Genomic DNA, 25,226 nt, shown 5'->3' with positions numbered 1-25,226 from the left:
CGCAGAACATGCCATTCAGATTATGCGCGGCACTGGAGCAGTGTCAATCGGGCCGATCCCTGCCTGCTGATCAACATACCTTGCTGCCATGGGCATACGCGCCCTCTGCTGCGGCACGCACGTACAATCATCTGCACGTGCGCCGTCCCCACCTTGTCTGCCCCTGCTCATGGAACCCACTCTATGACTGCCCCCCTACGCATCCTGGCCGCTTCTCTGGCAGCCTTTCTCATGCTGGCATCATCAGGTGCAGGCAGCACGGAGCCAACACAGCAGGTGCGTGACACCTCGCCATCCCGGCTCAGCGGCAACATCCTGCAGGTCAGGTTGTCCAAGCTGCGACCGACACAGGGTGCTGTAGGCCACGACCAGATCCATGCCATCCTCGGCCGCTGGCAGGGGGGCCCCATGCCTGCGACCAGGCAAGACGACCCAGACCTGTTCATGCGCTACCTGGGGCAGACGCTGCGCAAAAAATTCGACGATTACTGTGCCGCCAACGGACAGAGCGGCCTGGCGACAGGCACGCTGGAAGATCTCGACACGCTGTACGCCGCCCGCATCGACACCCCCACCAGCTTTACCTGCACCGACGCACCTGGCACCCATACCGCCGCACTCAAGACCGTCATCATCGGGCCGGGCAATGTACTCTACCTGACCGATGGGCATCACACATTCACGTCGTTCTATGAAACCCGCGATGGCGGGCCGGACGTAGCCGTGCATGTCAGGATCGATGCCGATTACAGCCATCTCGACGACGCCACCTTCTGGTCCCGGATGGTCGCGGAGCGCAAAGCCTGGCTGCGCGACGGACACAATGTCCCGATTGCGCCAAACCGGTTGCCGACCCGCCTTGGGCTGGCCACCCCCGAGCAGCCCGATGGCCTGCAGGATGACCCATACCGCTCGCTGGTCTACTTTGCACGTCGCATCGGCTACGACAACGAGGGCTTGCCGGAATTTGCCGAGTTCATGTGGGCCGACTGGCTGCGCCCCCGTCTGAATCTCAGCCGCTACCGAACCTCGCCACCCGCCGCACCCGACACCATATTGGCCCCGGCGGACCTGAGCAAACGGCACCTGGCACCCGAGGGCAGCCACGACAGCTATGCCGCAGCCGTACGCGATGCCGCACTGCTGATGAGTGCACAACCCGACGATGCCCCTGTGGCGGCAGGTTATACAGCCACCGAACTGGGCCGCATCCATCTGCAACCAGATGCGCCAGCTGATTCACCCACCAGTCGGGCACGCCGCAACCTGATCGAACTGACCCGCAGCAATACGCGCCCGGACGATACACCTCGCACGGCAGGACGGCTGTGGTACGCCGTCATGTACCAGCCTGTCAGTCAGCCGACACCGCAACAACCTTAGTGTGTATCGAGCTAGCTCGATCCGCAGGCCTGGCCTCAACCCGGTTGCAGGCAACCGCTAAGGAATGCCTGCGTTCGGGCCTCGCGGGGCGCGCTCATGATCTGTTCGGGCGGCCCCTGCTCGACGATGCGTCCTTTGTCGAAAAAGCAGACCCGGTCGGAGATCTGCCGGGCAAACGCCATTTCGTGCGTGACCAGCAACATGGTCAGGTCATGTTCGCCTGCCAGTCGCTGGATGACGTTCAGCACCTCGCCCACCAGTTCGGGATCGAGCGCCGATGTCGGTTCGTCGAACAGCATGATGCCCGGCCGCATCGCCAGCGCCCGGGCAATCGCCACGCGCTGCTGCTGGCCACCCGACAACTGACTCGGAAACTTGTCAGCCTGGTCGGACAACCCGACCAGCTCCAGATATTCATCCGCACGCGCCACGGCTTCGGCACGAGACAATCCCAGCACATGCATGGGTGCCTCGGTAATGTTGCGCCGCACAGTCATGTGAGGAAACAGATTGAACTGCTGGAACACCATGCCCATTTCCTTGCGCATCATGCGCAGGTGTTCCTCCCCGGCCGGCACCAGCGTGCCATTGCGCGCCTCATGCCAGAGCGGCTTGCCGGCCACATGGATCACGCCGCCGTCGATCTGCTCCAGTGTCATCAGGATACGCAGCACCGTGGACTTGCCTGAGCCGGACGGACCGATGATGGTGACCTTCTCGCCCTTGCGCACCTCGAAATCGAGCGCATCAAGCACCGTCACGTCACCGAATTTCTTGGTGACGGCATCGAAACGGATCACGGGCTCACGCCCAGTGGTATCCCCCTCGGCAAGCGACGACTGCCCCTCGGCGACAACCCCGTCATTGATTGTGGAAATATCGGTCATTTCAGAGGCACCCCCTGCTTGGGCAGACGCGCATCGAGCCAGCGCACGCCCGCAGACGCCACCAGCGTCATAATGAGATAGAGGCCGCCCACCATGGACAGCGGAATCAGGTAATCAAAGGTCCGGTCACCGATGATGCGCGCCACGTTGAGCATCTCCAGCACGGACACGACCGACAGCACCGGCACATCCTTCATGATCGACACCAGATAATTACCCAATGCCGGAATGATGCGCGGAATGGCCTGGGGCAGCACGATGGCTGAAAAAATCCGGCCAGCCGACAGATCCAGGGCGCGGGCCGCCTCGTACTGCCCGCGTGGCACGGATTCGATGCCGGCCCGGTACACCTCGGACGTATAGGCGCTGTACTGCAGGCCCAGCGCCAGCGCCCCGGTCAGGAACGCCGGCAGTACGATGCCGTACTCGGGCAGGACGTAGTACAGAAAAAACAGCTGCGCCAGCAACGGTGTGTCGCGCAGGAACTCGGTGATGGCACGGGCCGGCCAGGCAATGGCGCGACAGTGCGAGGCCTTGAGCATGGCCAGCAGCAATCCCAGAATGGCCGCCAGCACGAAACCGACTACCGTCGCCTGCAGGGTGACGATCATGCCGCGCAGCAGGATGGGCAGGATGGACCAGGCAAAGGCCCATGCGCTGCTGGTGTCCCATTCGATTCCAAACAGCATGTCAGCCTCCCGTGGCGCGCCAGCGCCCGACCGAACGCTCGAGCAGGCGCATCAGCGCGGTCAACACCAGCGCCATGCCGAAATACATGAGCAGCAACAGGGTATACACGGTCGTGCTGTCCTGCGTGAAATTGCGGATCTGCTCCGCCCGGAACGCCAGGTCACCCAGGCTGATCAGCGATACCAGCGCCGTATCCTTGAGGTTCTGCACGGCCAGGTTGCCGAAACTGGGCATCATCTCGGGAATCGCCTGCGGCAGGCTGATGCGCCACAGCGTCTGGCGCGGCGTGAAATCAAGTGCCTTGGCCGCTTCGAGCTGAGCAGGTGGCACCGCCTGCAACGCGCCTCGCACCACTTCCGCGCCATAGGCGCCGATGTTCAGGCTGAGCGCCAGCACCCCCACCACGACAGGCGGCAGACGCCAGTCCAGGCCCAGAGCCTGCCCTGCCAACGGCAGGGCAAAATACAGCCAGAACAGTTGCACCAGCAGCGACGTCCCGCGAAATACCTCGATCACGCAGATCGACAGCCAGCGCAATCCGGGATGGGAGGCCAGCCGGCCCACGCCCAGCAGAAACGACAGCAGCCCACCCAGGAGGGTCGAATACAGTGTCAGCTGTACCGTGACCCAGGCTCCCTGCAGCAGCGGATCGAGATAGTTCAGCCAGTCCATCACTCAGTGCACAGCTCGGCCGTCGTGCGCTGGAATGAGCCTTCGGCATCCGCCTCGCTGAAACCATACTCGGTCAGGATGGCACGCCACTCGGGTGTCTGCTTGAATGCCTGCAGCTCGGTATTGACCGCATCACGCAGTTTTTCGGAACGCTGCGCAAAGGTAAAGCCCCCCCAGCTGCGCACCGGCTGGCCATCGACCACAGGATCACGGAAGCTGCCAGCCCCCTCGACCCGGCCGCTCTTGTCGGCCAGGCCGCTCACGGTCAGGCTGGTGGCCGCATAGGCACTGGCACGCCCGGTCGATACCGTGGAAATGGCGTCGGCATTGTTGGCAATCGTCACCATGCTCGCTTCGGGCACACCCAGAGCCTGCAGCATTTCCAGCTGATCGGCCCCAGCCATGATGGCGACCTTCTTGCCGTTCCTGGCGAAATCCTCGTAGGCATGGATATCGTCGGGATTGCCGGCAGCCACCAGCAGCCCCTCGCCGTAGGAGCTATTGGGCTCGGAGAACAGAACCTGGCGGCAGCGCTGCGGCAGGATCGCCATTTCCGCGGCCACCATGTCGAACCGGTCTGCCTGCAGGCCCGGGATCAGCGAACTGAAACCGGTCGCCACCCATTCAATCCGGCCAATGCCGAGGCGTTCAGCGAGTTGCGCCGCGACATCGGGGCCAGCCCCCTTGGCCGTACCATCGAGGTCAATGTAGCCGTAGGGAATTTCGTTGGCGACAGCGATGCGGATAACGCCGCGCTCACGGATCTGGTCCAGGTCAGCCGCATGCGCGGCACCTGCGACCAGAGTGGCACCCACGGTCAGGCTTCCCAGGATATGTTTGATTTTTGCTGAGTTCATGTCGACGCCCTCCTATTTGTTCATCACAATGGATTTCTGAACAAATAATACACAGACAAATCATTTCAACTCAAATTAAATGCCTGAAGAAATTGGGCTGAATATGCCTCAATCCCTGTCAGCATCCCTGCTCAGGGCTTTATGTTTAAAATGATGAAATAATGTTACTAAATTGCAAATATCGGGATAATTTCAATTTAGCCCCTTGTGTACAAAGACGGAACGGAGAGCAGCCAACATGTGGGTCAGCGCCAAATGGAAAAAGGAATGCCTGGAACTCAGGACCGAACTGGCGGCACTCAAGGCCGAGCTACCCACGCTGCCGACCGCCCAGTCCGGTCATGACCATGGCAGCAATGCGGTTGGCGTGGCTGGGCTTTGTCGCAGCCAGCTCATGGGCAGCCACATGCTGCAGGGCATTGGCGCGGGCATGGTATCGAGTGCCGACATGCTGCTGGCAGAGCGGCAAAAGCTGGCCAATCTGACCGAGATTTTCGACCAGGCCAAGGAGGCCATCCAGCGCCTCAACCGGCGCTCGGCCCTGGTCATGGAGCACACGACCACCAGCACGCAAACTGCCGTGTCGCTGGACAGGACTGCCCAGGATATTCAGAAACTGGTGTCGAACATCCAGGAAATCGCCGACCAGACCAACCTGCTGGCACTCAATGCCGCCATCGAAGCGGCACGCGCCGGCCCGGCCGGTCGGGGTTTTGCTGTCGTGGCGGGCGAAGTACGTCACCTGGCTGGCAAAGTCGCGGAGGCCAGCACTGGAATCCAGGCACTGGTCTTGAAAGTCAGCACCGAAACCGCAGCCATCCGTAATGTAGTCGAGGCCACCACCCGCTGCGCACACGATATCGCGGCATCCTCGCAACAGATCGACAGCGAGGTCGGCGCGGTGATCCACCGCTCCGAACGGATGCAGCACGTCATCCATCACACGACGACCGTCTCTTTCCTGAACTCGGTCAAACTCGACCACGCCATCTGGAAGAACCGTGTCTACCAGCACATTGTCGATGGCGATTTCAATGCCGCGCTCAGCACGCACACGGCCTGCCGTCTCGGCAAGTGGTACTACGAAGGCTATGGTGCCCAGCATTACAGCCGACGCGCCGGTTTCGTGGCCATCGAGAAGCCGCACGCCGAAGTCCATCAGCATGGTCAAGCGGCCCTTGAGGCCGCAGGCCAGGGCGATGGCGAAGGCATGCTGTCTCATCTGGTCGCCATGGAACGGGCCAGCGATCGTGTCGCACAGGCCATTGACCGGCTCCAGCAGGAAGTGCTGTAGCCGGCGCGTCAAGCCCAAAAACAGACTGGATATTGCGCCATCACAAACTCAAAGGCAGATCTGAAACGATTAGATGCTATTATCCTAATATATAGATAGAACCATCCACTGTTTCGACGGGTTGCCTCCATTCTCATGCGCGCGTTTCACGCCTCTCGCCGCCTGACCGCCTGGTTTGTCTGCATCGCACTCATGCTGGGAGCCTTTGCCCCGGCAGCCATGCAGGTCCTGTCGGTGGTGGCACCCGATGCCGAATGGGTGGAGATCTGTACCAACAGCGGCAACAAGCTGATCCGCGTCGATAACGCCGAACAGCCCCAATCCATCATCCAGCAACACGGCACCTGTGTCTGGTGCTCGCTGCATGCCGACATCGCCATTCTGCCGGCGTATGTCGTGGCCGCCCTGCCGGCCGTCCTGCCCAACCTGCAACTGCCTCTGCCGCAGGCCGACCGGCCACTGCGGCCACGCTTCATCCACACCACGTTCGCGCCACGCGGACCCCCTGCACAGGCCTGATCCAGCCTTTCGCAACAAGGCATGCCCCGCCCTGAGCGGCCGGGCATGGCCGCCCGCCATCCCTACCAAGGATTCGCAATGAGTGAAACCATTGTTGACTTGTCACGGCTGCAATTCGCGACCGTGGCGCTCTACCACTTCCTGTTTGTTCCCCTGACGCTGGGCCTGTCTTTTCTGCTGGCGATCATGGAGACCACCTATGTCATGACCGGCAAGGAAATCTACCGTGACATGACCAAGTTCTGGGGCAAGCTTTTCGGCATCAACTTCGCCCTGGGGGTCACCACCGGACTGACCATGGAATTCCAGTTCGGCACCAACTGGTCGTACTACTCCCACTACGTCGGCGACATCTTCGGTGCACCGCTGGCCATCGAGGCACTGGTCGCCTTTTTTCTTGAATCGACATTCGTCGGCCTGTTCTTCTTCGGCTGGGATCGTCTGTCCAAGGTTGGGCACCTGACCGTCACCTATCTGGTCGCCATCGGCTCCAACCTGTCCGCCCTGTTCATCCTGATCGCCAACGGCTGGATGCAGAACCCGGTGGGTGCAGAGTTCAATCCGTTCACGATGCGCATGGAAATGACCAGTTTCTGGGACATCCTGTTCAATCCAGTGGCACAGGTGAAATTCGTGCATACCGTCAGTGCCGGCTATGTCACCGCTTCGATATTCGTACTGGGGATCAGCGCCTGGTACATCCTCAAGGGGCGTGATCTCGACTTTGCACGTCGCTCCTTCCGTATCGCCGCCTCGTTCGGCCTCGCGGCCACCCTGTCCGTGATTGTGCTGGGTGACGAGTCCGGGTATACCGCTGCCGAAACACAACAGGTCAAGATGGCTGCGATGGAAGGCATGTGGAAGACCGAGCCGGCCCCTGCCGGCCTGACCCTGTTCGGCATCCCCGATCAGGAAAACCAGACCACGCGGGCCGCCATCCATATCCCCTGGGTACTGGGCCTGATCGGCACGCGCAGCCTCGACACCGAAATCCCCGGCCTGGATCAACTCGAGCAACGTATCGCTGCCCGTATCGCCCGCGGCGCAATGGCGGTATCCACGCTGGAAGCCCTGCGGGCCGACCGTGAGAATCCGGAACTGCTCAAGCGCTTCGAACTGTTCCGCGACGACCTGGGCTATGGCCTGTTGCTCAAGCGCTATACCGACGATGTCAGCCAGGCCACGCCCGACATGCTGCAGGCAGCCGTCAAGGATGCCGTCCCTCGCGTTGCCCCGCTCTTCTGGAGCTTTCGCATCATGGTGGGGCTGGGCTTTTTCTTCCTGCTCCTGATCGGCCTGTCGTTCTGGCATGCGGCACGCGGCACGTTCGAACAGCGACCACGCCTGCTCAAGACGCTGCTCTACAGCATCCCCCTGCCCTTCCTGGCGTGTGAAATGGGCTGGTTCCTGGCTGAATACGGTCGCCAGCCCTGGTCGATCGAAGGCGTATTGCCCACCTTCCTGTCGGCATCAGACCGGACGGCCACCGAACTCATTCTCTCGATTTCGGGCTTCGTGCTGTTCTACACCATCCTGCTGATTGTCGAGTTGTACCTGATGTTCAAATTTGCGCGCCTCGGGCCGTCCAGCCTGGGCACCGGCAAATACCACGGCGAACGCCCGGAACCGGCCCCCCAACTGACCCGCCCCGCAGCGCAGGAGGTTTGACATGATTGACTACGAGATCCTCAAGATTATCTGGTGGCTGCTGGTCGGCATCCTGATGCTGGGCTTTGCCATCATGGACGGCCACGACATGGGCGTCGGCACGCTGCTGCCTTTCGTGGCCCGCAAGGACGAAGAGCGCCGGGTGCTGCTCAACAGCGTCGGCCCCCATTGGGACGGCAACCAGGTCTGGTTCATCACGGCGGGCGGCGCGCTGTTCGCTGCCTGGCCGCTGGTCTATGCCACAGCCTTCTCGGGTTTTTACTTCGCCATGATGGCCGTACTCTGGGCCATGTTCTTCCGGCCCGTCGGTTTTGACTATCGCAGCAAGATCGAGGACCCGCGCTGGCGTACGACCTGGGACTGGGGCATCTTCGCCGGCAGCGCCATCCCGTCGTTGCTGTTCGGCGTCGCACTGGGCAATGTGCTGCAGGGCGTGCCCTTTTCCTATGACGATACGATGATGATGCGCTATACCGGCAGCTTCTGGGCACTGCTCAATCCGTTCGCCCTGTTGGCCGGGGTCGTCAGCCTGAGCATGATCATCGCCCACGGAGCCAACTACCTGCTGATGCGCACCGAAGGCGTCATCCAGGCGCGGGCTCGTCGCGCGTCACAGATCGCCGTCATCGTCATGCTGGCAGGATTCGCAGTGGGCGGCCTGTGGGTGGGTTCCCTGCCCGGCTACGTGATCACCTCGTCACTTGACCCGGCTGCGCTGCTGAGCCCGCTCGACAAGGAAGTCGCCCTGCAGACGGGTGCGCTGCTCAACAACTTCCGGGCGCATCCCGTTCTGTGGCTGATCCCGGCCCTGGGCTTTCTCGGCGGGCTGGCCAGCCTGCTGTTCGCCAGCCTGCGCCGCAATGTCTGCGCCTTCATCGCCACCGGCGTAGCCGAGCTGGGGATCATCTTCACGGCCGGCGTGGCCCTGTTCCCATTCGTCCTGCCCTCGAGCAGTCATTTTGCCAGCAGCCTGACCCTGTGGGACGGCGTCTCGAGCCACCGCACCCTCAACATTATGTTCTGGGTGGCCATAATCATGACGCCGATCATTATCAGCTACACAAGCTGGGCGTATCGTGTCATGCGTGGCAAAGTCACCGTTGAGCACATCCGTGCCAACGAACACAGCGTTTATTGACCGAAAGGAGCGTGCATCATGTGGTACTTTACATGGATTCTGGGCACTGCCGCCGCCATCCTGTTTGCGGTCGTCAACGCTATGTGGCTGGAGGCGCAGGAGGAAAAACGCCGTGGCAACTAAACCGCATCGCATCACACGTCCGGGACAGATCACACACCCGGTGTCCGCCACGCGCTATGTCCGGCGCGGTGGCGAAATCTGCCGTCCCGGCGCAGCAGGCCGGCCATGGCGAGTCCTGCAGGGCAGCATCCGGCTTGATCATGTCATCGACGATGAACATGCCCTGGCAGGACTGGCCGTGGCCGGCGACATCATCGGGCTGGAAACCCTGCTCGACAACCGCTACCGCTATCAGGCTTCGGCCCTGGTGTCCTGCCAATTGGAACCCTGGTATCCGGATACGGTCGAAGAACCGGCGCAGGCCTCGCTGCAATGGCTGATTGCCAGCCAGGCTCGCACCGTCGACATGCTGGCGCTGCGAATCGGGCGAGCCCATGAACGGATATGTCGTCTGTTCGCCATGCTGGGCCACATGCCCGTGGAGCTGCCCCGGCTGCGCGATATCGCTGAAATCACCGGTCTGGTGAAGGAAACGGTTTCGCGCACCATGACCGAACTGCATGCGCAAGGCCTGCTCCGGCAGGATGTCCGTCCCAGGCAGTCCCGCGTGCGACGTTGCAGCAGCCACGACGCCATCATGTACGCATGAGCGGCAGCCCGGACAGAGACCGTAGCCGACAGGCGCAGCGCTGGCTGCGCGCCTGTGTCCGGGCCGGCCATGCCGGTGCATGGAACGGGATTGCGATCCTGGCCGGGGTCATCCAGACCCTGGCCGCCATTGCCCAGGCCGGCATACTGGCCTGGCTGCTGCACGGCCTGATCATCCTGCACCTGCCCTGGGCTGAACTGGCTCCGGCCTGGTATGCATGGCCTGTCAGCATTGCCGTGCGGGCACTGGCCGGTGTCGTCCGCGAATATGCCGGCCAGCGCGTCTCGGCCCGGATACGCCAGCATGTCCGTACGCAACTGCTGACCCGTCTGCAACAGTTGGGGCCCGCCTGGCGCGAGCAGCAGCAAAGTGGTGCCCTGAGCAATCTGCTGCTCGAGCAGACCGATGCCCTCGATGGCTACTTTGCACGTTACCGACCACAGCAGTGGCTGGCTGTCGTCGCGCCCGTCCTGATCCTGCTGGCGGTGCTGCCGCGCAGTTGGGCTGCTGCGGTCATCTTGCTGCTGACCGCACCGCTGATCCCGATATTCATGATGCTCGTGGGCTGGGGGGCCCAGGCGCGCCAGACCCGGCAATTCATGGCGCTCAAGCGCATGAGCGGCTATTTCCTGGATGTCCTGCGCGGCCTGCCAACACTCCGGTTGCTTGATGCGCATGGTCGCCAGGCCGAACGCATCACCCGCACGGCCGAAGACTTCCGCATCCGCACCATGAGCGTGTTGCGACTGGCCTTCCTGTCCGGCACCGTGCTCGAATTCTTCTCGTCTGTCGCCATTGCGCTGACAGCCGTCTATCTGGGCTTCAGCCTGCTGGGGCATCTCGACTTCGGCTACTACGGCCATGCCCCCAACCTGCAACTGGCATTCTTCATCCTGCTGCTGGCCCCCGACTACTATCAGCCGCTGCGCGACCTTGGCACGCACTACCATGCCCGCGCCGAGGCACTGGCTGCCGCCGAGGCGCTGCAGGAGGTATTGCCCGGCGAACCGACCGTCCCCGCGACGGAAGCCGTTCCCCTCCCTGATGCAACTACCCCGGCGACAGCGCATGCAACACATCCTTCCCGGCAGGCAGATAACAGGGTGCCACCCTCCGGTGCGCCCAGTCTGCGTCTCGACAATCTGAGCTTTGCCTACCGGCCTGGCGAGCCCGTGCTCGCAGACCTCAACCTGCAGGTCGAGCCGGGTGCGGCAATTGCGATTGTCGGCCCCTCCGGCGGCGGAAAAAGCACCCTGCTGCGCCTGCTGTCCGGGCAACTGGCACCCGACGCCGGCAGGATCGAGATCAATGGCATGGCACTGTCGGACATCGACCTGCCGGCCTGGCGTGAACGTATCGGCTGGATGGGACAACATCCTGCCGTACTGGCCACATCCCTGGCCGAAAACCTGCGCGTCGCCCGGCACGATGCCACCGAGAGCGCACTGACTGACGCACTCACCTTTTCAGGCCTGGCCGACTGGTATGCCTCGCTTCCTGACGGACTGGATACGCAACTGGGAGAAGGCAGCCGCCGACTGTCGGGAGGGCAGGTTCGCCGCCTGGCACTGGCCCGCCTGGCACTGCGCCCGGCAGCGCTGCTGCTGCTGGACGAGCCGACCGCCAGTCTGGATGAAGATACCGAGCAACTGATTGTCGAGCGGCTGCAGCAGCTGCGCCAGGGGCGCACCCTGGTGTTGCTGACACATCGCCGGGCCCCGCTGGCCTGCGTCAATACGGTGTATCGACTCAGCGAGCATCGGCTGATCAAGGAGGAAACGCATGCGCCAGCGCTCTGATGCCGCCGTCCTTCTCCCCTATATCCGCCGGATGTCCGGCCGGATGTTCTGGCTGCTGGGCTCCCTGATCCTGATGCTGGCGACCCTGGCCGGCAGCATGGGGCTGCTCAGCCTGTCCGGAGGCTTCCTGACGGCAACCGCCATTGCCGGCCTCTCGCCGGTCACGGCCATGGCATTCAATTTCTTCCTGCCGGGTTCTGGCGTACGCTTTTTTGCCATCCTGCGTACCGCCAGCCGCTGGGGCGAACGCGTGGTGACCCACGAAGCCACCTTCCGACTGATCGCGGGCCTGCGGCTCTGGCTATACCGTCGCATCAGCCCACTGGCCCCCAGCCAGCTCGGCCGCTGGCATGGCGGCGAACTGCTGAACAGGTTGATCCGGGATGTCGATGCGCTCGACAACCTCTATCCACGCCTGCTGCTGCCCATGGTCGCGGCAGGCTTCATGCTGGGTCTGGCCGGCCTGCTGGCCACCTTCATGCTTCCCGCACTGGCTCCCATCGCCTGGTTGCCCTTCATCCTGGCCATGCTGGTCATCCCATTGACAGGCTGGCTGCTGGGCCGCTATATCGCCCCCGCACGGCTGACCCGTCACGCAGCCTTGCGGCGCAGCCTGCTCGATTGCAGCGATGGCCTGGATGATCTCATCCTGCACACGGTAGCCTGGCAACGCCAGCTTGATCGCACGTTGGCCGCCAGCCAGGCCTGGCTAGCGCTGCAAATGCAGTTCGCCCTGCGCGGTGCCTGGCTACAGGCCGGCACGCAAATGGCGGTCGGTCTGAGTGCCTGGGCTGCCTTCGGCCTGGGAGCCGCCCTGCTGGCCGACGATACAGGTGCCGGCCAGATCGACGGTCCCTGGCTAGCGGCGATCATCCTGCTCTGCCTGGGCAGCATGGAAGCCCTGCAACAGTTGCCGACCGCCTGGCTCGAACTGCCCGGTACAGCCGCCGCTGCGCGCCGCCTGGATGAGCTGGCCTGCACCACACCCCGGCCGGCCTTTCCCGAGCAGGGGGCAAAGCCCGACGGTTACGACCTGCAGGTCCGTGCCGTCACGTTCAAGTGGCCGAATGGGCCGGCCGTGCTGGACGGCCTGAGTCTGGACATTCCTTACGGCATGCATCTGGCACTGCTGGGCCCCAGCGGCTGCGGCAAGTCCACCCTGTCACAATTGCTGGCCCGGCTGGAAGACCCGGACAGCGGCGACATCCTGCTGGGTCGCATTCCGCTGCAGGCGTTCGACGAATCCACCCTGCGCCACCTCATTGCCTGTGCGCCACAGGATGCCTGGGCGCAGACCGCCACACTGGCCGACAACCTGCGCCTGGCCGCCCCCGATGCCAGCGATGCAGACTTGCATGCCGTGCTGACCCTGGTCGGGCTGGACGAAACGGTACGCACCTGGCAGGACGGTCTGGAAACCTGGGTTGCGGAAGGCGGTGCCAGCCTTTCGGGAGGCCAGCGCAAGCGACTGGCCATGGCCCGTACGCTGCTGCGCAATGCCCCCATCACGATTCTGGACGAACCCACCGAAGGGCTGGATACCCCGGCAGCACAGGCATTGACGACGCGCATCAGCCAACACCTGCGTGGGCGCACCCTGATCTGGATCACGCACCGGACTATCGGGCTGGATGCCTTTGATCGCACACTCACGATGACGCCCGTGCAGGGCTAGCTGCGCAGCAAAGGTCAGGCAAGCCGCATCAATGCCATGCCGGCCCACAGTGCCAGCACGGACAGTACGACAGAAGCCACGACATACAACACGGCCAGCATCAGTTGGCCGCGTTCGAACAGCATGACCGTTTCCAACGAAAACGCCGAAAAGGTCGTGAATCCCCCCAAGATCCCCGTCGTCAGGAACAGGCGCAGTCCTGCATGGGTGGCTCCCATGCGCTGCGCCAGCCACTCGACCACCATGCCCATCAACAGCGAACCAACGACATTGATCGTCAATGTACCGAATGGAAATACCTGTGCCCATCCGGTGCGCAGTGCCACCATATTCAGGGCATGCCGCGCCATACCACCCAGACCGGCACCGACGAAAACAAAAAAGTAGTTCATCCCGCGCTCCGTTTTGGGTATCGTACTGCACATCGTTTCATCAGGAGCCCGTCATGTCCGAGTTTGTCATCGTCCCGCCCACAGTACCTTCCGTCGCCGTCCACGGCCAGGCAGCGCGTTTTCCCCTGCGACGTGTTTTCTGCGTCGGCCGCAATTATGCCGACCACGCACGGGAGATGGGCCACGATCCCGATCGCGAGCCGCCCTTTTTCTTCGGCAAGCCGGCCGATGCCATCGTACCGGCCACCGGCACCATCGCCTACCCGCCGCTGACCTCGGACTTCCACCATGAAGTCGAACTGGTGGTCGCCATCGGCACCGGCGGTGCCAACATCTCCACCGAGCAGGCCCTGGAACACGTCTGGGGCTACGGCGTGGGTGTCGACCTGACGCGCCGCGACCTGCAGACCATCGCCAAGAAACAGGGCCGCCCCTGGGACTGGGCCAAGGGCTTCGACGCCTCCGGCCCCGTGACCGCGCTGCACCCCGTCTCGGAAACCGGACACCCGGACGACGCCCGCATCTGGCTCAGCGTCAACGGCGAAATTCGCCAGCAGGGATCGCTGGCCGACCAGATCTGGTCGGTGGCCGAAGTCATCAGTGACCTGTCCACCTCGGTCGCCCTGCAACCCGGCGACCTGATCTTCACCGGTACGCCGGCAGGCGTCTCGGCGCTCAAGCCGGGCGATGTGGTCGAAGGCGGAATCGACGGACTGGACAGCTTCCGCTTTACGATCGGTGCCACTGCCCGCTGATGCGCAGAGCCCCCGGCAATCTCCATGTCGGCCAGACACAAAGATTGCCGGGCATGGCATACCTGCACACTGTCAGGCATGCCCACCACCCCGGCATACAGATGCCGGGTATCAGAACTCGGCCTGCATCTTCAGCCAGAAGGTCCGGCCGGGCTCGTTGATACGGATATTGGCAGGCCAGATCCCGACTGCGCCACTGCCGGTACGCGACAGGTGCTCACTGTAGGTCTTGTCGAGCAGGTTATCGACACCCGCAGTCACAAGCACCGTCGGGTGGACACGCCAGCCGGCATTGAGTGACAGCACGCCAAACCCTGCCGTGGGTCCCGAATCGCGACCGATCAGATTGCCCTGGTTGCTATCGTAGCGATTCTGCCGCGCCGCCAGTCGCCACAGTGCACCCACTGAATAGTCACCCTGTTCGTAGTTGAGCCCAAGCCGCAGTTCAAGCGGTGGCTGCTGCGCCAGTGGTCGGCCATCGGTACGGTTCTGGCCGAACACATAGGCCAGCGTGGCCGTTCCCAGCCAGTTGGGATTGAAACGATAGCTGGCATCGACTTCTCCGCCCATGATGCGGGCATCGATATTGCGCGTGACCGTCGAGTTGCCGCTCCAGTCCAGTGAGATATAGTCGGCTACATGTCCATAGAAACCGGATACGGCCACGCTCAAGGGACCCTCGCTATAGCTGGCACCGATATCGAGCTGGGTCAGTTTTTCCGGCTTGACGTTGAGCGTCACACTGTCGCCTGTCTCGTCCATCTTGTTCATGCGCTCCCAGTAATCGGGGAAGCGCTCCGAATGCCCCAGCCCGGCGTACCAATAGCCGCCCTCGAAATCGGCTTCGTAGCGCAGGAAACCACTGGGCAGCGTCCGCTTGTCTTTGTCACCTCGCTGCACCGACGCGGCCCGCTTGTCCTCGACTTCATGCCAGTCCACCCGCAAGCCACTGATCAAGCGCTGGCGAGCATCCAGTTCGTACTGTGCCTCGCCAAACAGTCCCATCTGGCGGAATGTCAGATTGGCACTGCGCGACTTGTCGCGATAACGGTCCGCCATGTCTTCGTTCATGCCCATACCCATCCGCGAACGGTGCCGATCCTGCCTGAAGTCCGTTCCCAGTGTGACCTGCCAATCGTCCGAAGGCGTCAGGGTCGCGCTGAAACGTCCGCCCTGGGTGCGGCGATCCGGATTCATGGCAGAAAACATGCCTGTCACATTGTCGCGCAGGCTGTAGTTGTCCATCACATGATCGACATAGTTATGGTAGAGGCGCGCTTCGATCTTCGACAACACCGGCGTCAGGTTTTTTTTCTCGAATAACAAGGACAGGTTTTCACGCCGGAACTTGCTGCCATCCATGCCGCGATCAGCATAAGCTGCCTCACCATCGCTGAGCGCAGCCGACAGTTCAATCCGGGTATCGTCATCCGGCGTCCAGCCCACCGCGCCATAGGTATTCCAGCGACGATAGGCAGAATGAACGGTATTGCCGTCGCCATCCTTGTAGTCATGAGCATGCGCACGGCTACCACCGGCACGGACGTAGAACTGGGACGTGCCGACAGTCATGTCCGCCACCTGGTCATTGCGCGCCGCACTGCCAAAGATCAGGCTGGCGTGACCGCGCCAGCCAAACTCATCGAAACGCTCGAAATTGCGCTCAAACAACGCCACGCCGGCCGACCAGCCTGCGCCATAGAGCACGCTCTGCGGCCCCTTCAGCACACGGACATTGTCATAGGATTCAGGATATACATAGGCAGTCGGTGGATCCATGCGATTGCCGCAACCACCATAGATTTCCTGGCCATCCAGCAAAATGCCCAGGCGCGAACCGGCCTGACCACGAAACACCGGGTCACCATCCGTACCGCCCTTGCGAATCACCGAAAAACCAGGGATGCTTTTCAGGAAGTCCGCGCCATCGTTGGCAGGCAACGGTTGCCTGGGTGCACTGGGGTCTGTCTCGACCACCAGCGGTGCCACCACCACGGGGGCAGTCACAACCACAGGGGACAGTATCTGGACCGTCGACGCCGATTGCGCCTGCACCGCCCACGATGCAGAAGCGATGGCCAGTGCCAGCAATGTAGGATGGATCACTTCAATTTTTTTTCTGCAATTCACAACAAGCTCCTCATTCATGCCGTACCGACGAGCGGACACAGCACCACGCTACATCTCGGGGATATAGGGCGCGCACATAACTTGGCCTGCAACACGGAGCCGCACTGCAGGCCAAATAGGGGATCAATCTAGGAGTGTCAGAGCAGAGGCGGGGCGCGCGGACCAAGCGGCGCGCCGGCCGTGAAAGTCGCTATCGGGACAGGATGGATATCCCGCAGCGTCTCCACGCCATCCCGTTGCGGGATGGACAAGATACCAAGCGCCGCGCTCAGCGCGACCTGGGTAACAACGGAAGCAAAAAGGCAGGGACTGGAACCGACAACATCATCCGGCGCGGACGATGCGCCATCATCGCCAAGATCAAGCATGATGGTTTTGACCGGCCCGTCCATCGAGCACAGGACAAGGCTGAATGTGCGATCCTCACCCGGAGACATGCCCGGCATGTAGCCCACCGGAATCGCACTGCGCAGGAACAACGAAACCAGCAGGAACGCCAGCAGCGCCCACCGCCCGGTCGGGACGGCGGATCTGCTGCGGCAATATCCTGAAAGCGGGTTCATCATGAAAATCCGAAAAAGAAGGTGACCTGTCGCACCATCCTGTCTGGATTAAAGCACGACAGCCCCCTTTTCCTCTTTGACTTCCCTCAACTTCGGGCAGCAGGTTTCAGGCAGCCCGCAGCACCATGTTGGCAGCCACCCATTCCTCGTTGGTGGGTTCCACCACGACCTTGACCTTGCTGCGCGACGTCGAGATCACGCGGGCATCGGACTGGTTCAATTCCTCGTCCAGTTCGATCCCGAGGTAGGCCAGTTCGCGGCAGACGCGGCGGCGAATCATGGCACTGTGCTCGCCAATACCGGCGGTGAAAGCCAGCATTTCCAGCCCGCCCAGCATGGCGGTCAGGCCACCGATCTCGCGCACAATCCGGCGCACGTAGAGCGCCAGCGCATGTTCGCAACGGATGTTGGTGTCGGAGTGCGCCCGCAGCACACGCGGATCGTTGGACACGCCGGAAACACCCTTCAACCCGGAGTCGTGATACAGCACCTTGCCGACCTGCTCGAGTGTGAGCTTCTCGATCTCCATCAGATAGAGTACGGCCCCCGGATCGATGGAACCGCATCGCGTGCCCATCATCAGGCCATCGAGTGCGGAGAACCCCATGGTGGTGGCTTCGCTGCGCAAATCCTTCATCGCACACAGGCTGGCCCCGCTGCCCAGGTGAGCCACGATCGTGCGGCCCTGGGCACGCTGACCATACAACTCCGCCAGGACGATCGACATGTATTCGTACGACAGGCCATGAAACCCGTAGCGGCGCAGCCCCTTTTCCCAATACTGGTAGGAAATGGGCAGCATCTTCTCGATGTCGGGCGTGGTGTGGTGAAAGCCCGTATCGAAGCAGGCAATCTGCGGCAGATCGGGACGCAGCGCCAGCAACTCGGCAATCGCAATCAGCGCGAAAGGCTGATGCAACGGTGCCAGCGGCACGTAGCTGCTGAGGTCATCAAGTACCTCGCGGGTAACACGTACCGGTTCAAAATACTTGTGGCCACCGTGCACGACCCGATGCGCCACCGCGATCACCGGCTTGCTGCCGATTTTGTCGAGCACACGCTGGCGGATCATCACCAGAGCCGCCCGATAGGGATCGGCATCCAGGCTCAGATCGACCGGCTCACCCTCGGGCGAACGCCCGAGCACCAGGGCCGGCTGCTGGCCGGTGATGTTCTCGATCCGACCACTCCACCATGCCTGACGGGGAATTTTGAGGCCACCATGCGTGGCACTTTCGACCTCGAACAAGGCAAACTTGATGCTGGACGACCCGCAGTTCAGCACCATGATGTAGCCGCCGCCCTCGGGCAGATTCTGCAACAGACTGCTCATGGACGGTGTTTCCTGTAATGATGAGCCAGGATGACACCGATGGCGCACGATGCCAGGCGAGCATCGGCCGGATCGGCACGACTGGTCAGCATGATGGGTACGCGCGCACCCAGCACAATGCCGGAGCTGGCAGCATCGCCCATGTATTCGAGCTGCTTGGCCAGCATGTTGCCGCTTTCCAGATCAGGCGCGACCAGGATATCGGCCTGCCCGGCCACGGGGGAATGGATCCCCTTGATGGCCGCAGCATTGAACGAAACAGCATTGTCGAAGGCCAGCGGGCCATCGAGCACGCCTCCGGTGATCTGGCCACGGTCGGCCATCTTGCACAGAATGGCTGCATCCAGTGTGGCCTGCATGCTGACATGTACAGTCTCGACGGCCGCCAACAGTGCGACCTTCGGCACCTCGACGCCCAGCACCCGGGCCAGGTCGATGGCATTCTGCACGATATGCACCTTGGCCTCGACCGCCGGAGCGATATTGATGGCCGCATCGGTGATGATGAAAGGCCGGGGATAGGCTGGCGTCTGCATGACGAAGCAGTGCGAAATGCGCCGCTTGGTACGCAGGCCGCCGGCCGACGAAACCACAGCCCCCATCAGCTCATCAGTATGCATGCTGCCCTTGACCAGCGCCTCGACATCCTGGCTGGCCGCCAGTTGCACGGCCAGGGCCGCTGCCGCGTGGCTATGCTCGACATCATGGATCTCGATGTCGGCCAGGTCATGCCCGAACTGTTCGGCGACCGCCTCGATCTTGCTCCTGGGGCCGATCAGTACCGGCTCGACCAGGCCATGCTCGCGCGCCTCGAACGCCGAGGTCAGGCTGACCTCGTTGCAGGGGTGCACGAAGGCGGCACGGATACGCTCCAGCGGGCGGGCGGCTTCCAGCAGCCATCCCAGGCCATGGGTTGCCGCAGACTGATGTTCTGCTTTCATTCATTCACCTCAGGATTACGTCAGTACATGTGCTGGCCGCCATTCATGGCGACGTTGCTGCCTGTCATGAAACCGGCCACGTCGCTGGCGATGAAGGTCACCAGCGCAGCAATTTCCTCGGGCTTGCCCAGGCGACCGACCGGCACCTGCGCAACGATCTTTTCCAGCACGTCGGGGGCAATGGCCTGGACCATTTCCGTCCCGATGTAGCCGGGCGACACGGCATTGACCGTCACGCCCTTGCGTGCCAACTCCTGCGCCAGCGACTTGGTAAAGCCATAGATACCCGATTTGGCCGAGGCGTAGTTGGACTGCCCGAACTGCCCCTTGGAGCCATTGACCGACGAAATGTTGATGATCCGGCCCCAGCCGCGATCGGCCATACCTTCAAAGAACTGCTTGGTGACATTGAAGACAGAGTCCAGATTGGTGCGCAGCACCGCATCCCAGTTTTCCTTGGTTAGCTTCTTGAGCGTGGCATCGCGGGTGATACCGGCATTGTTGACCAGGATATCGACCTGCAGACCATCAGCCGCGATCTTCTGAGCCAGTCGCTCGCACGAGCCATAGTCGGCCACATCGGCCTCGTAGGCCTTGAAACTGTAGCCAGCACCGGTCTGCGCAGCCAGCCAGGCCTCGGAAGCCGCCTCGGTGCCGGGCAGATAGGTCACCAGCACCTGGTGGCCTGCGTCGTAGAAGGCGCGGGCAATAGCCTGGCCAATCCCGCCTTGTCCGCCGGTGACCAGCGCGGTACGTTTATTTGACATTTTTATCTCCTTGCTTTGCGATTGCACTTGCCCAGAACGCCTGGGTTGCTTCAGCCTGTCGCGCAAGCTGATTCCAGAACTCCGATGCCGGTGCCTGCGCACCCTGCCCCAGCTCGCCCAGTGCGGCGGCCGAGGCCTTCTGCCAGGCCCGGAACGCCTCGGCCGATTCGTTGCTCAGCCGGGCATAGTCTTCCGTCACGGACTGGACGCCAAGCGCCAGCCATTTCTGCTGATGCTCCTGCAGCAAGCGCCCGATACGCTGGGCGAATGCAAGGTTGGCCTGGTACAGCGCTGCGGGAACTTGATTCAGACTCATCGCCTTCTCCTGTGACATCCATGAATGAAAATTAGTCGTGCAGATCTGCCAATACACCGCATACCTATGGTTATCCGCATATCTGCCACCTCCTGCTCACTTCTGCAGTACGTACTCGCCCGGGGCATCACACACGATGTCGTAGCCCTTGCGAGGGGCCCCCATGCTCGGCGGTGCCACCTCGGCTCCGGAATGGGCTGCCAGCCAGCGTTGCCACTCGGGCCACCATGAGCCTTCGGTGACGGGTGTCTGCGCCTGCCAGGTATCGGGATCAAGTGCCTTGTTGCCATGCGTGTGGGTATGGACCTGATAGCTGCGACGTGGCCGGCCCGGCTCGCTGACGATGCCGGCATTGTGGCCGCCGCTGGTCAGCAGGAAGGTCACTTCGCTGGTATCGGCCAGACTGTTCAGCTTGTATACCGAGCGCCAGGGAGCTACGTGATCGGACACGGTACCCACCGCAAACATCGGTACCTTGATATCGCTGACGAACACCGGCTTGTCGCCAACGGTATAGACCCCGCGACTCAACTCATTGTTGAGGAACAGGCGGCGCAGGTACTGCGCGTGCATGTGGGCCGGCATGCGGGTCGCATCGGCATTCCAGGCCATCAGGTCATTAAGCGGCCGGCGCTCGCCCAGCAGATATTCGTTGACGATCTTCGACCAGAGCAGGTCGTAGGAGCGCAGCATCTGGAAGGCACCGGCCATCTGTTCGGCAGCCAGGTAGCCCTTTTGCTGCATTTGCGCCTCGAGCAGGCTGATCTGGCTTTCGTTGATGAACAGCGCCAGCTCGCCCGGCTCGCTGAAATCGGTCTGCGCAGCAAAGAACGTCAGGGAGGCCAGTCGGTCATCACCATCGCGAGCCATGCGGGCTGCTGCAATCGCCAGCAGCGTACCGCCCAGACAATAGCCGGTGGCATGCACCCTGGCCTTGGGCACGATGGTCGTGACGGCATCAATGGCTGCCCCCAGTCCCAGATCGAGATAGTCGTCCATCCCGAGGTGGCGGTCGCCTTCGTCGGGATTCTTCCAGGAAATGCAGAATACGGTATGGCCCTGGTCAACCAGATACTTGACCATCGAATTGTGCTCGGACAGGTCAAGGATGTAGTACTTCATGATCCAGGCCGGGACGATCAGAATCGGCTCGGCCTTGACCTTGTCGGTGGTCGGCGTGTACTGGATCAGCTCGATCAGTCGGTTGCGGAAAACGACTTTGCCGGGAGTACGAGCCACGCTCTGACCCGGCACGAAATTTTCGGTGCCTTCGGGAGACTCCTCTGCCACCAGACGACGCACATCGTCCTGCCAGTTGCTGACGCCACGCAGCAGGTTGGCACCACGTTCCTCGAGCGTGCGACGCAGCACAACCGGATTGGTCAGTAGTTGGTTGCCCGGCGAGAACATGTCGAGCCACTGGCGAGCATAGAACGAGACGAAATCCTCATGCTTTTTCTCGACACCCCAGACCTGGGTCGTGGCCTGTGCCAGCCACTCCTGGCCGAGCAAAAAACCCTGGTGCAGGGCATTGAACGGCCAGTACTGCCATTCGGGTGCGGCAAAGCGGCGATCGCTCACAGGACGATCCACACAATCGCGCGTTTCACCGAGCGGCGTAGTCATGCATTCCTGGAGATAGTTGAAGAACCGCCCCCAGTTCTGCATGCCGGCCATCAGCAATTCGAGCTTCTTGCCCGGCGAGGTAGCCAGATGCGAGAGCCAGTCCATCCACGCCAGCATGGCCGCTTCGGGCGACAGTGAAGAACTGAAGCGCGCCTGGTTGATGCGCGATGCCAGATCAAGTTGACGGAAGGGACCTTGCGTATAGGTCGTGCTCTCTTTCATGCGCCATCACCCGTTTATAAATTTAAACACAATGTCACAAATGCACTCGTATATTAACATTTATACCTGCCCAAGGCATGACATCCGTTAATACGTATTGCTGCCACCACATGTACCGAACCTGACAATGGTGCACCGCAACACATTACACTATTGCAGCGCTTCTGACAAAACTCCTTGTATGCCCCTGTCGAAGACAGGTAAGCTGCTGCCCGGTTTCCTTCCCCTCTTGCTTTCCTGGCACACATCATGTCCGACTCCTTCTTTCCACGCTGGCGCGAGGTCCCCGGTGGCCTCCAGGACGGCAGCGTCGTCCAGCCCGACGAGCGACTTTCCTGGCCCCACACCGTTGCCATGGGTGCCCAGCATGTGGTCGCCATGTTCGGCTCGACCATCCTGGCTCCGTTGCTGATGGGCTTCGATCCGAACATGGCGATTCTCATGTCCGGCATCGGTACTCTGATCTTTTTCCTGTTCGTGCGAGGCCGGGTACCCAGCTACCTGGGCTCGAGCTTTGCCTTCATCGGCGGCGTGATTGCCGTGACCGGTTATGCCGGCGTGGGTGCCAATGCCAACATGGGCGTCGCGCTCGGTGCCATCATCATCTGCGGCCTGGTCTATACCGCCATCGGTGTCGTGGTCTGGGCACTCAGCGCCCGCTCGGCCCGCGTGACCGATCTCATCGACGCCTGGATGCCCCCGGTGGTAACCGGGGCCATCGTTGCCGTGATCGGTCTCAACCTCGCCCCCATCGCCGCCAAGGGTGCCATGGGCAGTGGCACCTTCGACGCCCTGATGGCATTGATGACCGTGCTCTGCGTCGGCGGCGTCGCCGTCCACACCAAAGGTGTCGTCCAGCGCCTGCTGATCCTGGTCGGCCTGCTGCTGGCCTGCCTGCTCTACTGGATTTTCACCAACATCATGGGACTGGGCGCGCCCATCGACTTCAGCCGCGTGGCGGCCGCTGCCTGGTTTGGACTGCCGACGTTGACCGCACCGGTTTTCGAGGCCCAGGCCATTACCGTGATCGCCCCCGTGGCCCTGATCTTGGTCGCGGAAAACCTTGGCCACATCAAGGCCGTCAGTGCCATGACCGGGCAGAACCTGGACAAGTACCTGGGACGTGCCTTCGTCGGTGATGGTGTGGCCACCATGGTGTCCGGCGCAGCCGGCGGCACCGGCGTGACCACTTACGCCGAAAACATCGGTGTAATGGCGGCCACCCGCATCTACTCGACCATCGTGTTCGTGGTCGCTGCCCTGATCGCTATCTTCCTGGGCTTTTCACCCAAATTCGGCGCACTGATCCAGGCCATTCCCGGCCCGGTGCTGGGAGGGATGTCCATCGTGGTGTTCGGCCTGATCGCCGTCGCCGGCGCACGGATCTGGGTGATCAACAAGGTCGATTTCAGCGATACCCGCAACCTGATCGTCGCCGCCGTGACCCTGATCCTGGGGACCGGCAACTTCACGCTGGAGTTCGGCGTATTCAAGCTCGACGGCATCGGTACGGCGACCTTCGGAGCCATCATTTTGTATGCGCTGTTGCGGCGCACCCGACGCACGGCTTGATCAGAACACACCGGGCCTCTCGCGCCAACGGGCGGAGAAATACGCTTTACCGCCCTCTCTCAGGCCCGATGCAGGCTGCGCCAGCGGCGCTCCTGCCGCCAGGCCAGCCACAGTACTACCAGCCCGGCAGCAGAAAGGACGGCCCCGGCCCAGCCGGTTGCCCGCAAGCCCCAGCCCGCCTCAATCACCGCGCCCCCCAGCCAGGCCCCCAGCGCATTGGCCAGATTGAACGCAGAATGATTGAGCGAGGCAGCCAGCGTCTGAGCCTCGGCCGCCACATCCATCAGCCTGACCTGCAGCAGCGTGCCCAGGGCCACGGCGGTTCCCACCAGGAAAACGCCGGCAAACACGGCCACGGGATGGACCATCAGGACCGGGAACAGCAATAGGACGACCATGGTCCAGACCAGCACGCCCAGCATGCCCTTCATGACGGAACGATCTGCGGCCAGGCCACCCGCGTAGCTGCCTGCAATCATGCCAGCACCGAAAACCGACAGTGCCACCGGCACGAAACGCTCCGACAGGTGTGCTGCCTGCGTAATGATCGGCGCGACATAGCTCATCACGGCGAACATGCCGCCACAACCTATCGCACCGATGGCCAGCGCCATCCAGACACGGGGATTGCGCAATGCCCCCAGTTCCTGGGCTGCCGAGCTTTTAGGCTCGGGCAGCTTGCGCGGCACGCAGCGCCAGATCAGCACCATGGTCAATACGGCAATACCGCCCACCAAGGCAAACGGATAGCGCCAACCCGCTACCTGCCCCAGCCAGATCGCCAGCGGATTGCCCAGCAAGGCCGCCACGGTCAGGCCCATCATGACCCGACCGACCGCGAAACCACGCCGATACGGTTCGACCATCGAGGCCGCAATCAGAGCCGCCACGCCAAAATAGGCTCCATGCGGCAGCCCACTCAGGAACCTGAAAAACATCAGGGTTGCGAAATCAGGGGCCAGCGCACTGGCAAAATTGGTCACGGCATACGCCGCCATGAGGCTGATCGCCAGGCGAATACGCGGCAACCGGGCACCCCATACCGCCAGCACCGGCGCGCCGACCACCACTCCCAACGCATAGGCACTGATCAGGCGGCCAGCCTGTGGCTCGGTCATCATGTGATGAGCCGCCACTTCCGGCAGGATACCCATGATGGCAAACTCGCCCGTACCGATGCCGAAACCGCCCGCCGCCAGAGCCAGCAAGGCCAGCCAGAGCCGTGGCCCGGCCACGGGTTGCCGGGCCACCGGCACCACTTCTACATTGGACATCTGCATGTCCCCCCTGTCTGCAAAAGGGCGCCAGTGTATTC

Annotated in this window: 23 protein-coding genes and 2 pseudogenes; 12 read left to right on the top strand and 13 right to left on the bottom strand. The window is 62.3% G+C overall.

Features of this window, described 5'->3' with window-relative positions:
- Positions 1-183 precede the first annotated feature (183 nt).
- Positions 184-1,383, top strand: a complete 1,200-nt coding sequence (locus DD235_RS12625) for a ParB/Srx family N-terminal domain-containing protein (protein ID WP_162300491.1) — start codon at positions 184-186, stop codon at positions 1,381-1,383.
- A 35-nt stretch (positions 1,384-1,418) separates the two neighbouring features.
- Here the strand turns inward: DD235_RS12625 and ehuA are convergent, their stop codons facing one another.
- The 4 genes from ehuA to ehuB are packed head-to-tail and all read right to left on the bottom strand — an operon-like array spanning position 1,419 to position 4,489.
- Entirely contained in the window at positions 1,419-2,270 is an 852-nt protein-coding gene (gene ehuA / locus DD235_RS12620) for an ectoine/hydroxyectoine ABC transporter ATP-binding protein EhuA (RefSeq protein ID WP_109062456.1), read from the bottom strand.
- Positions 2,267-2,959 carry an ectoine/hydroxyectoine ABC transporter permease subunit EhuD gene (ehuD, locus tag DD235_RS12615; RefSeq protein ID WP_109062455.1) on the bottom strand — a complete coding sequence of 231 codons (693 nt, stop codon included), beginning with the start codon at positions 2,957-2,959 and terminating at the stop codon, positions 2,267-2,269. Before ehuD ends, ehuA begins: the two co-directional genes overlap by 4 nt.
- Position 2,960: 1 nt before the next feature.
- Entirely contained in the window at positions 2,961-3,632 is a 672-nt protein-coding gene (gene ehuC / locus DD235_RS12610; RefSeq protein WP_109062454.1) for an ectoine/hydroxyectoine ABC transporter permease subunit EhuC, read from the bottom strand.
- Positions 3,632-4,489 carry an ectoine/hydroxyectoine ABC transporter substrate-binding protein EhuB gene (ehuB, locus tag DD235_RS12605; protein WP_109062453.1) on the bottom strand — a complete coding sequence of 286 codons (858 nt, stop codon included), beginning with the start codon at positions 4,487-4,489 and terminating at the stop codon, positions 3,632-3,634. Before ehuB ends, ehuC begins: the two co-directional genes overlap by 1 nt.
- Before the next feature lie 628 nt (positions 4,490-5,117).
- Here ehuB and DD235_RS17285 point away from each other — a divergent pair.
- The 9 genes and pseudogenes from DD235_RS17285 to cydC all read left to right on the top strand — a co-directional run.
- Positions 5,118-5,366: pseudogene (locus DD235_RS17285) on the top strand (methyl-accepting chemotaxis protein); the annotation flags it as partial.
- A 45-nt stretch (positions 5,367-5,411) separates the two neighbouring features.
- On the top strand, positions 5,412-5,783 hold the full coding sequence (locus DD235_RS17280) for a CZB domain-containing protein (RefSeq protein ID WP_239990145.1): 372 nt from the start codon (positions 5,412-5,414) through the stop codon (positions 5,781-5,783).
- Between the two features lie 135 nt (positions 5,784-5,918).
- Positions 5,919-6,302, top strand: a complete 384-nt coding sequence (locus DD235_RS12595; protein ID WP_109062451.1) for a DUF2946 domain-containing protein — start codon at positions 5,919-5,921, stop codon at positions 6,300-6,302.
- A 78-nt stretch (positions 6,303-6,380) separates the two neighbouring features.
- Positions 6,381-7,970 carry a cytochrome ubiquinol oxidase subunit I gene (locus DD235_RS12590; RefSeq protein WP_109062450.1) on the top strand — a complete coding sequence of 530 codons (1,590 nt, stop codon included), beginning with the start codon at positions 6,381-6,383 and terminating at the stop codon, positions 7,968-7,970.
- Between the two features lies 1 nt (position 7,971).
- Positions 7,972-9,108, top strand: coding sequence for a cytochrome d ubiquinol oxidase subunit II (gene cydB, locus DD235_RS12585; protein ID WP_109062449.1), 1,137 nt, complete (start codon positions 7,972-7,974; stop codon positions 9,106-9,108).
- A gap of 18 nt (positions 9,109-9,126) precedes the next feature.
- Positions 9,127-9,231, top strand: coding sequence for a cytochrome bd-I oxidase subunit CydX (gene cydX, locus DD235_RS12580; RefSeq protein ID WP_109062448.1), 105 nt, complete (start codon positions 9,127-9,129; stop codon positions 9,229-9,231).
- A complete protein-coding gene (locus tag DD235_RS12575; RefSeq protein ID WP_109062447.1) occupies positions 9,221-9,820 on the top strand; it encodes a Crp/Fnr family transcriptional regulator in 600 nt (199 codons plus the stop codon). The genes cydX and DD235_RS12575 overlap by 11 nt, the downstream gene beginning before the upstream one ends.
- Positions 9,817-11,619 carry a thiol reductant ABC exporter subunit CydD gene (cydD, locus tag DD235_RS12570; RefSeq protein ID WP_109062446.1) on the top strand — a complete coding sequence of 601 codons (1,803 nt, stop codon included), beginning with the start codon at positions 9,817-9,819 and terminating at the stop codon, positions 11,617-11,619. Before DD235_RS12575 ends, cydD begins: the two co-directional genes overlap by 4 nt.
- On the top strand, positions 11,603-13,294 hold the full coding sequence (gene cydC / locus DD235_RS12565; RefSeq protein WP_109062445.1) for a thiol reductant ABC exporter subunit CydC: 1,692 nt from the start codon (positions 11,603-11,605) through the stop codon (positions 13,292-13,294). Before cydD ends, cydC begins: the two co-directional genes overlap by 17 nt.
- Positions 13,295-13,308: 14 nt before the next feature.
- Here cydC and crcB read toward each other — a convergent pair whose 3' ends face one another.
- Positions 13,309-13,686 carry a fluoride efflux transporter CrcB gene (gene crcB / locus DD235_RS12560; protein ID WP_109062444.1) on the bottom strand — a complete coding sequence of 126 codons (378 nt, stop codon included), beginning with the start codon at positions 13,684-13,686 and terminating at the stop codon, positions 13,309-13,311.
- Positions 13,687-13,739: 53 nt separating this feature from the next.
- Between crcB and DD235_RS12555 the strand changes: the two genes are divergently transcribed.
- A complete protein-coding gene (locus DD235_RS12555) occupies positions 13,740-14,441 on the top strand; it encodes a fumarylacetoacetate hydrolase family protein (protein WP_109062443.1) in 702 nt (233 codons plus the stop codon).
- A 111-nt stretch (positions 14,442-14,552) separates the two neighbouring features.
- Here DD235_RS12555 and DD235_RS12550 read toward each other — a convergent pair whose 3' ends face one another.
- From DD235_RS12550 to DD235_RS12520, 7 genes and pseudogenes are all read right to left on the bottom strand, one after another.
- Positions 14,553-16,547, bottom strand: a complete 1,995-nt coding sequence (locus tag DD235_RS12550; protein WP_239990135.1) for a TonB-dependent copper receptor — start codon at positions 16,545-16,547, stop codon at positions 14,553-14,555.
- Between the two features lie 161 nt (positions 16,548-16,708).
- Positions 16,709-17,137, bottom strand: coding sequence for a hypothetical protein (locus DD235_RS12545; RefSeq protein WP_109062441.1), 429 nt, complete (start codon positions 17,135-17,137; stop codon positions 16,709-16,711).
- Positions 17,138-17,240: 103 nt separating this feature from the next.
- The gene (locus tag DD235_RS12540; RefSeq protein WP_109062440.1) at positions 17,241-18,467 is read right to left on the bottom strand and encodes an acetate/propionate family kinase; all 1,227 of its coding nucleotides are present in this window, start codon (positions 18,465-18,467) and stop codon (positions 17,241-17,243) included.
- A pseudogene (locus DD235_RS12535) lies at positions 18,464-19,393 on the bottom strand (bifunctional enoyl-CoA hydratase/phosphate acetyltransferase); the annotation flags it as partial. The pseudogene DD235_RS12535 and the gene DD235_RS12540, both read right to left, overlap by 4 nt.
- Positions 19,394-19,428: 35 nt before the next feature.
- Entirely contained in the window at positions 19,429-20,175 is a 747-nt protein-coding gene (gene phbB / locus DD235_RS12530) for an acetoacetyl-CoA reductase (RefSeq protein WP_109062438.1), read from the bottom strand.
- The gene (locus tag DD235_RS12525; RefSeq protein ID WP_109062437.1) at positions 20,165-20,491 is read right to left on the bottom strand and encodes a hypothetical protein; all 327 of its coding nucleotides are present in this window, start codon (positions 20,489-20,491) and stop codon (positions 20,165-20,167) included. Before DD235_RS12525 ends, phbB begins: the two co-directional genes overlap by 11 nt.
- Before the next feature lie 96 nt (positions 20,492-20,587).
- Positions 20,588-22,339, bottom strand: coding sequence for a PHA/PHB synthase family protein (locus DD235_RS12520; RefSeq protein ID WP_109062436.1), 1,752 nt, complete (start codon positions 22,337-22,339; stop codon positions 20,588-20,590).
- Positions 22,340-22,588: 249 nt separating this feature from the next.
- Here DD235_RS12520 and DD235_RS12515 point away from each other — a divergent pair, with 249 nt between their 5' ends.
- Entirely contained in the window at positions 22,589-23,911 is a 1,323-nt protein-coding gene (locus tag DD235_RS12515) for a solute carrier family 23 protein (protein ID WP_109062435.1), read from the top strand.
- Positions 23,912-23,970: 59 nt separating this feature from the next.
- On the opposite strand, the gene DD235_RS12510 is transcribed toward DD235_RS12515, so the two are convergent.
- A complete protein-coding gene (locus tag DD235_RS12510) occupies positions 23,971-25,191 on the bottom strand; it encodes an MFS transporter (RefSeq protein WP_239990134.1) in 1,221 nt (406 codons plus the stop codon).
- Between the last annotated feature and the right edge of the window lie 35 nt (positions 25,192-25,226).

Source organism: Corticimicrobacter populi (genome assembly GCF_003123725.1).
GTDB lineage: Bacteria > Pseudomonadota > Gammaproteobacteria > Burkholderiales > Burkholderiaceae_B > Corticimicrobacter > Corticimicrobacter populi.
This window is presented reverse-complemented; position numbering and strand designations above follow the sequence as displayed.

Bases quoted from the DNA above. Each gene is read 5' to 3' on its own strand.
- DD235_RS12625 (WP_162300491.1), top strand. From the start codon at position 184: ATGACTGCCCCCCTACGCATCCTGGCCGCTTCTCTGGCAGCCTTTCTC.
- ehuA (WP_109062456.1), bottom strand. From the start codon at position 2,270: ATGACCGATATTTCCACAATCAATGACGGGGTTGTCGCCGAGGGGCAG.
- ehuD (WP_109062455.1), bottom strand. From the start codon at position 2,959: ATGCTGTTTGGAATCGAATGGGACACCAGCAGCGCATGGGCCTTTGCC.
- ehuC (WP_109062454.1), bottom strand. From the start codon at position 3,632: ATGGACTGGCTGAACTATCTCGATCCGCTGCTGCAGGGAGCCTGGGTC.
- ehuB (WP_109062453.1), bottom strand. From the start codon at position 4,489: ATGAACTCAGCAAAAATCAAACATATCCTGGGAAGCCTGACCGTGGGT.
- DD235_RS17280 (WP_239990145.1), top strand. From the start codon at position 5,412: ATGCAGCACGTCATCCATCACACGACGACCGTCTCTTTCCTGAACTCG.
- DD235_RS12595 (WP_109062451.1), top strand. From the start codon at position 5,919: ATGCGCGCGTTTCACGCCTCTCGCCGCCTGACCGCCTGGTTTGTCTGC.
- DD235_RS12590 (WP_109062450.1), top strand. From the start codon at position 6,381: ATGAGTGAAACCATTGTTGACTTGTCACGGCTGCAATTCGCGACCGTG.
- cydB (WP_109062449.1), top strand. From the start codon at position 7,972: ATGATTGACTACGAGATCCTCAAGATTATCTGGTGGCTGCTGGTCGGC.
- cydX (WP_109062448.1), top strand. From the start codon at position 9,127: ATGTGGTACTTTACATGGATTCTGGGCACTGCCGCCGCCATCCTGTTT.
- cydD (WP_109062446.1), top strand. From the start codon at position 9,817: ATGAGCGGCAGCCCGGACAGAGACCGTAGCCGACAGGCGCAGCGCTGG.
- cydC (WP_109062445.1), top strand. From the start codon at position 11,603: ATGCGCCAGCGCTCTGATGCCGCCGTCCTTCTCCCCTATATCCGCCGG.
- crcB (WP_109062444.1), bottom strand. From the start codon at position 13,686: ATGAACTACTTTTTTGTTTTCGTCGGTGCCGGTCTGGGTGGTATGGCG.
- DD235_RS12555 (WP_109062443.1), top strand. From the start codon at position 13,740: ATGTCCGAGTTTGTCATCGTCCCGCCCACAGTACCTTCCGTCGCCGTC.
- DD235_RS12545 (WP_109062441.1), bottom strand. From the start codon at position 17,137: ATGATGAACCCGCTTTCAGGATATTGCCGCAGCAGATCCGCCGTCCCG.
- DD235_RS12540 (WP_109062440.1), bottom strand. From the start codon at position 18,467: ATGAGCAGTCTGTTGCAGAATCTGCCCGAGGGCGGCGGCTACATCATG.
- phbB (WP_109062438.1), bottom strand. From the start codon at position 20,175: ATGTCAAATAAACGTACCGCGCTGGTCACCGGCGGACAAGGCGGGATT.
- DD235_RS12525 (WP_109062437.1), bottom strand. From the start codon at position 20,491: ATGAGTCTGAATCAAGTTCCCGCAGCGCTGTACCAGGCCAACCTTGCA.
- DD235_RS12520 (WP_109062436.1), bottom strand. From the start codon at position 22,339: ATGAAAGAGAGCACGACCTATACGCAAGGTCCCTTCCGTCAACTTGAT.
- DD235_RS12515 (WP_109062435.1), top strand. From the start codon at position 22,589: ATGTCCGACTCCTTCTTTCCACGCTGGCGCGAGGTCCCCGGTGGCCTC.
- DD235_RS12510 (WP_239990134.1), bottom strand. From the start codon at position 25,191: ATGCAGATGTCCAATGTAGAAGTGGTGCCGGTGGCCCGGCAACCCGTG.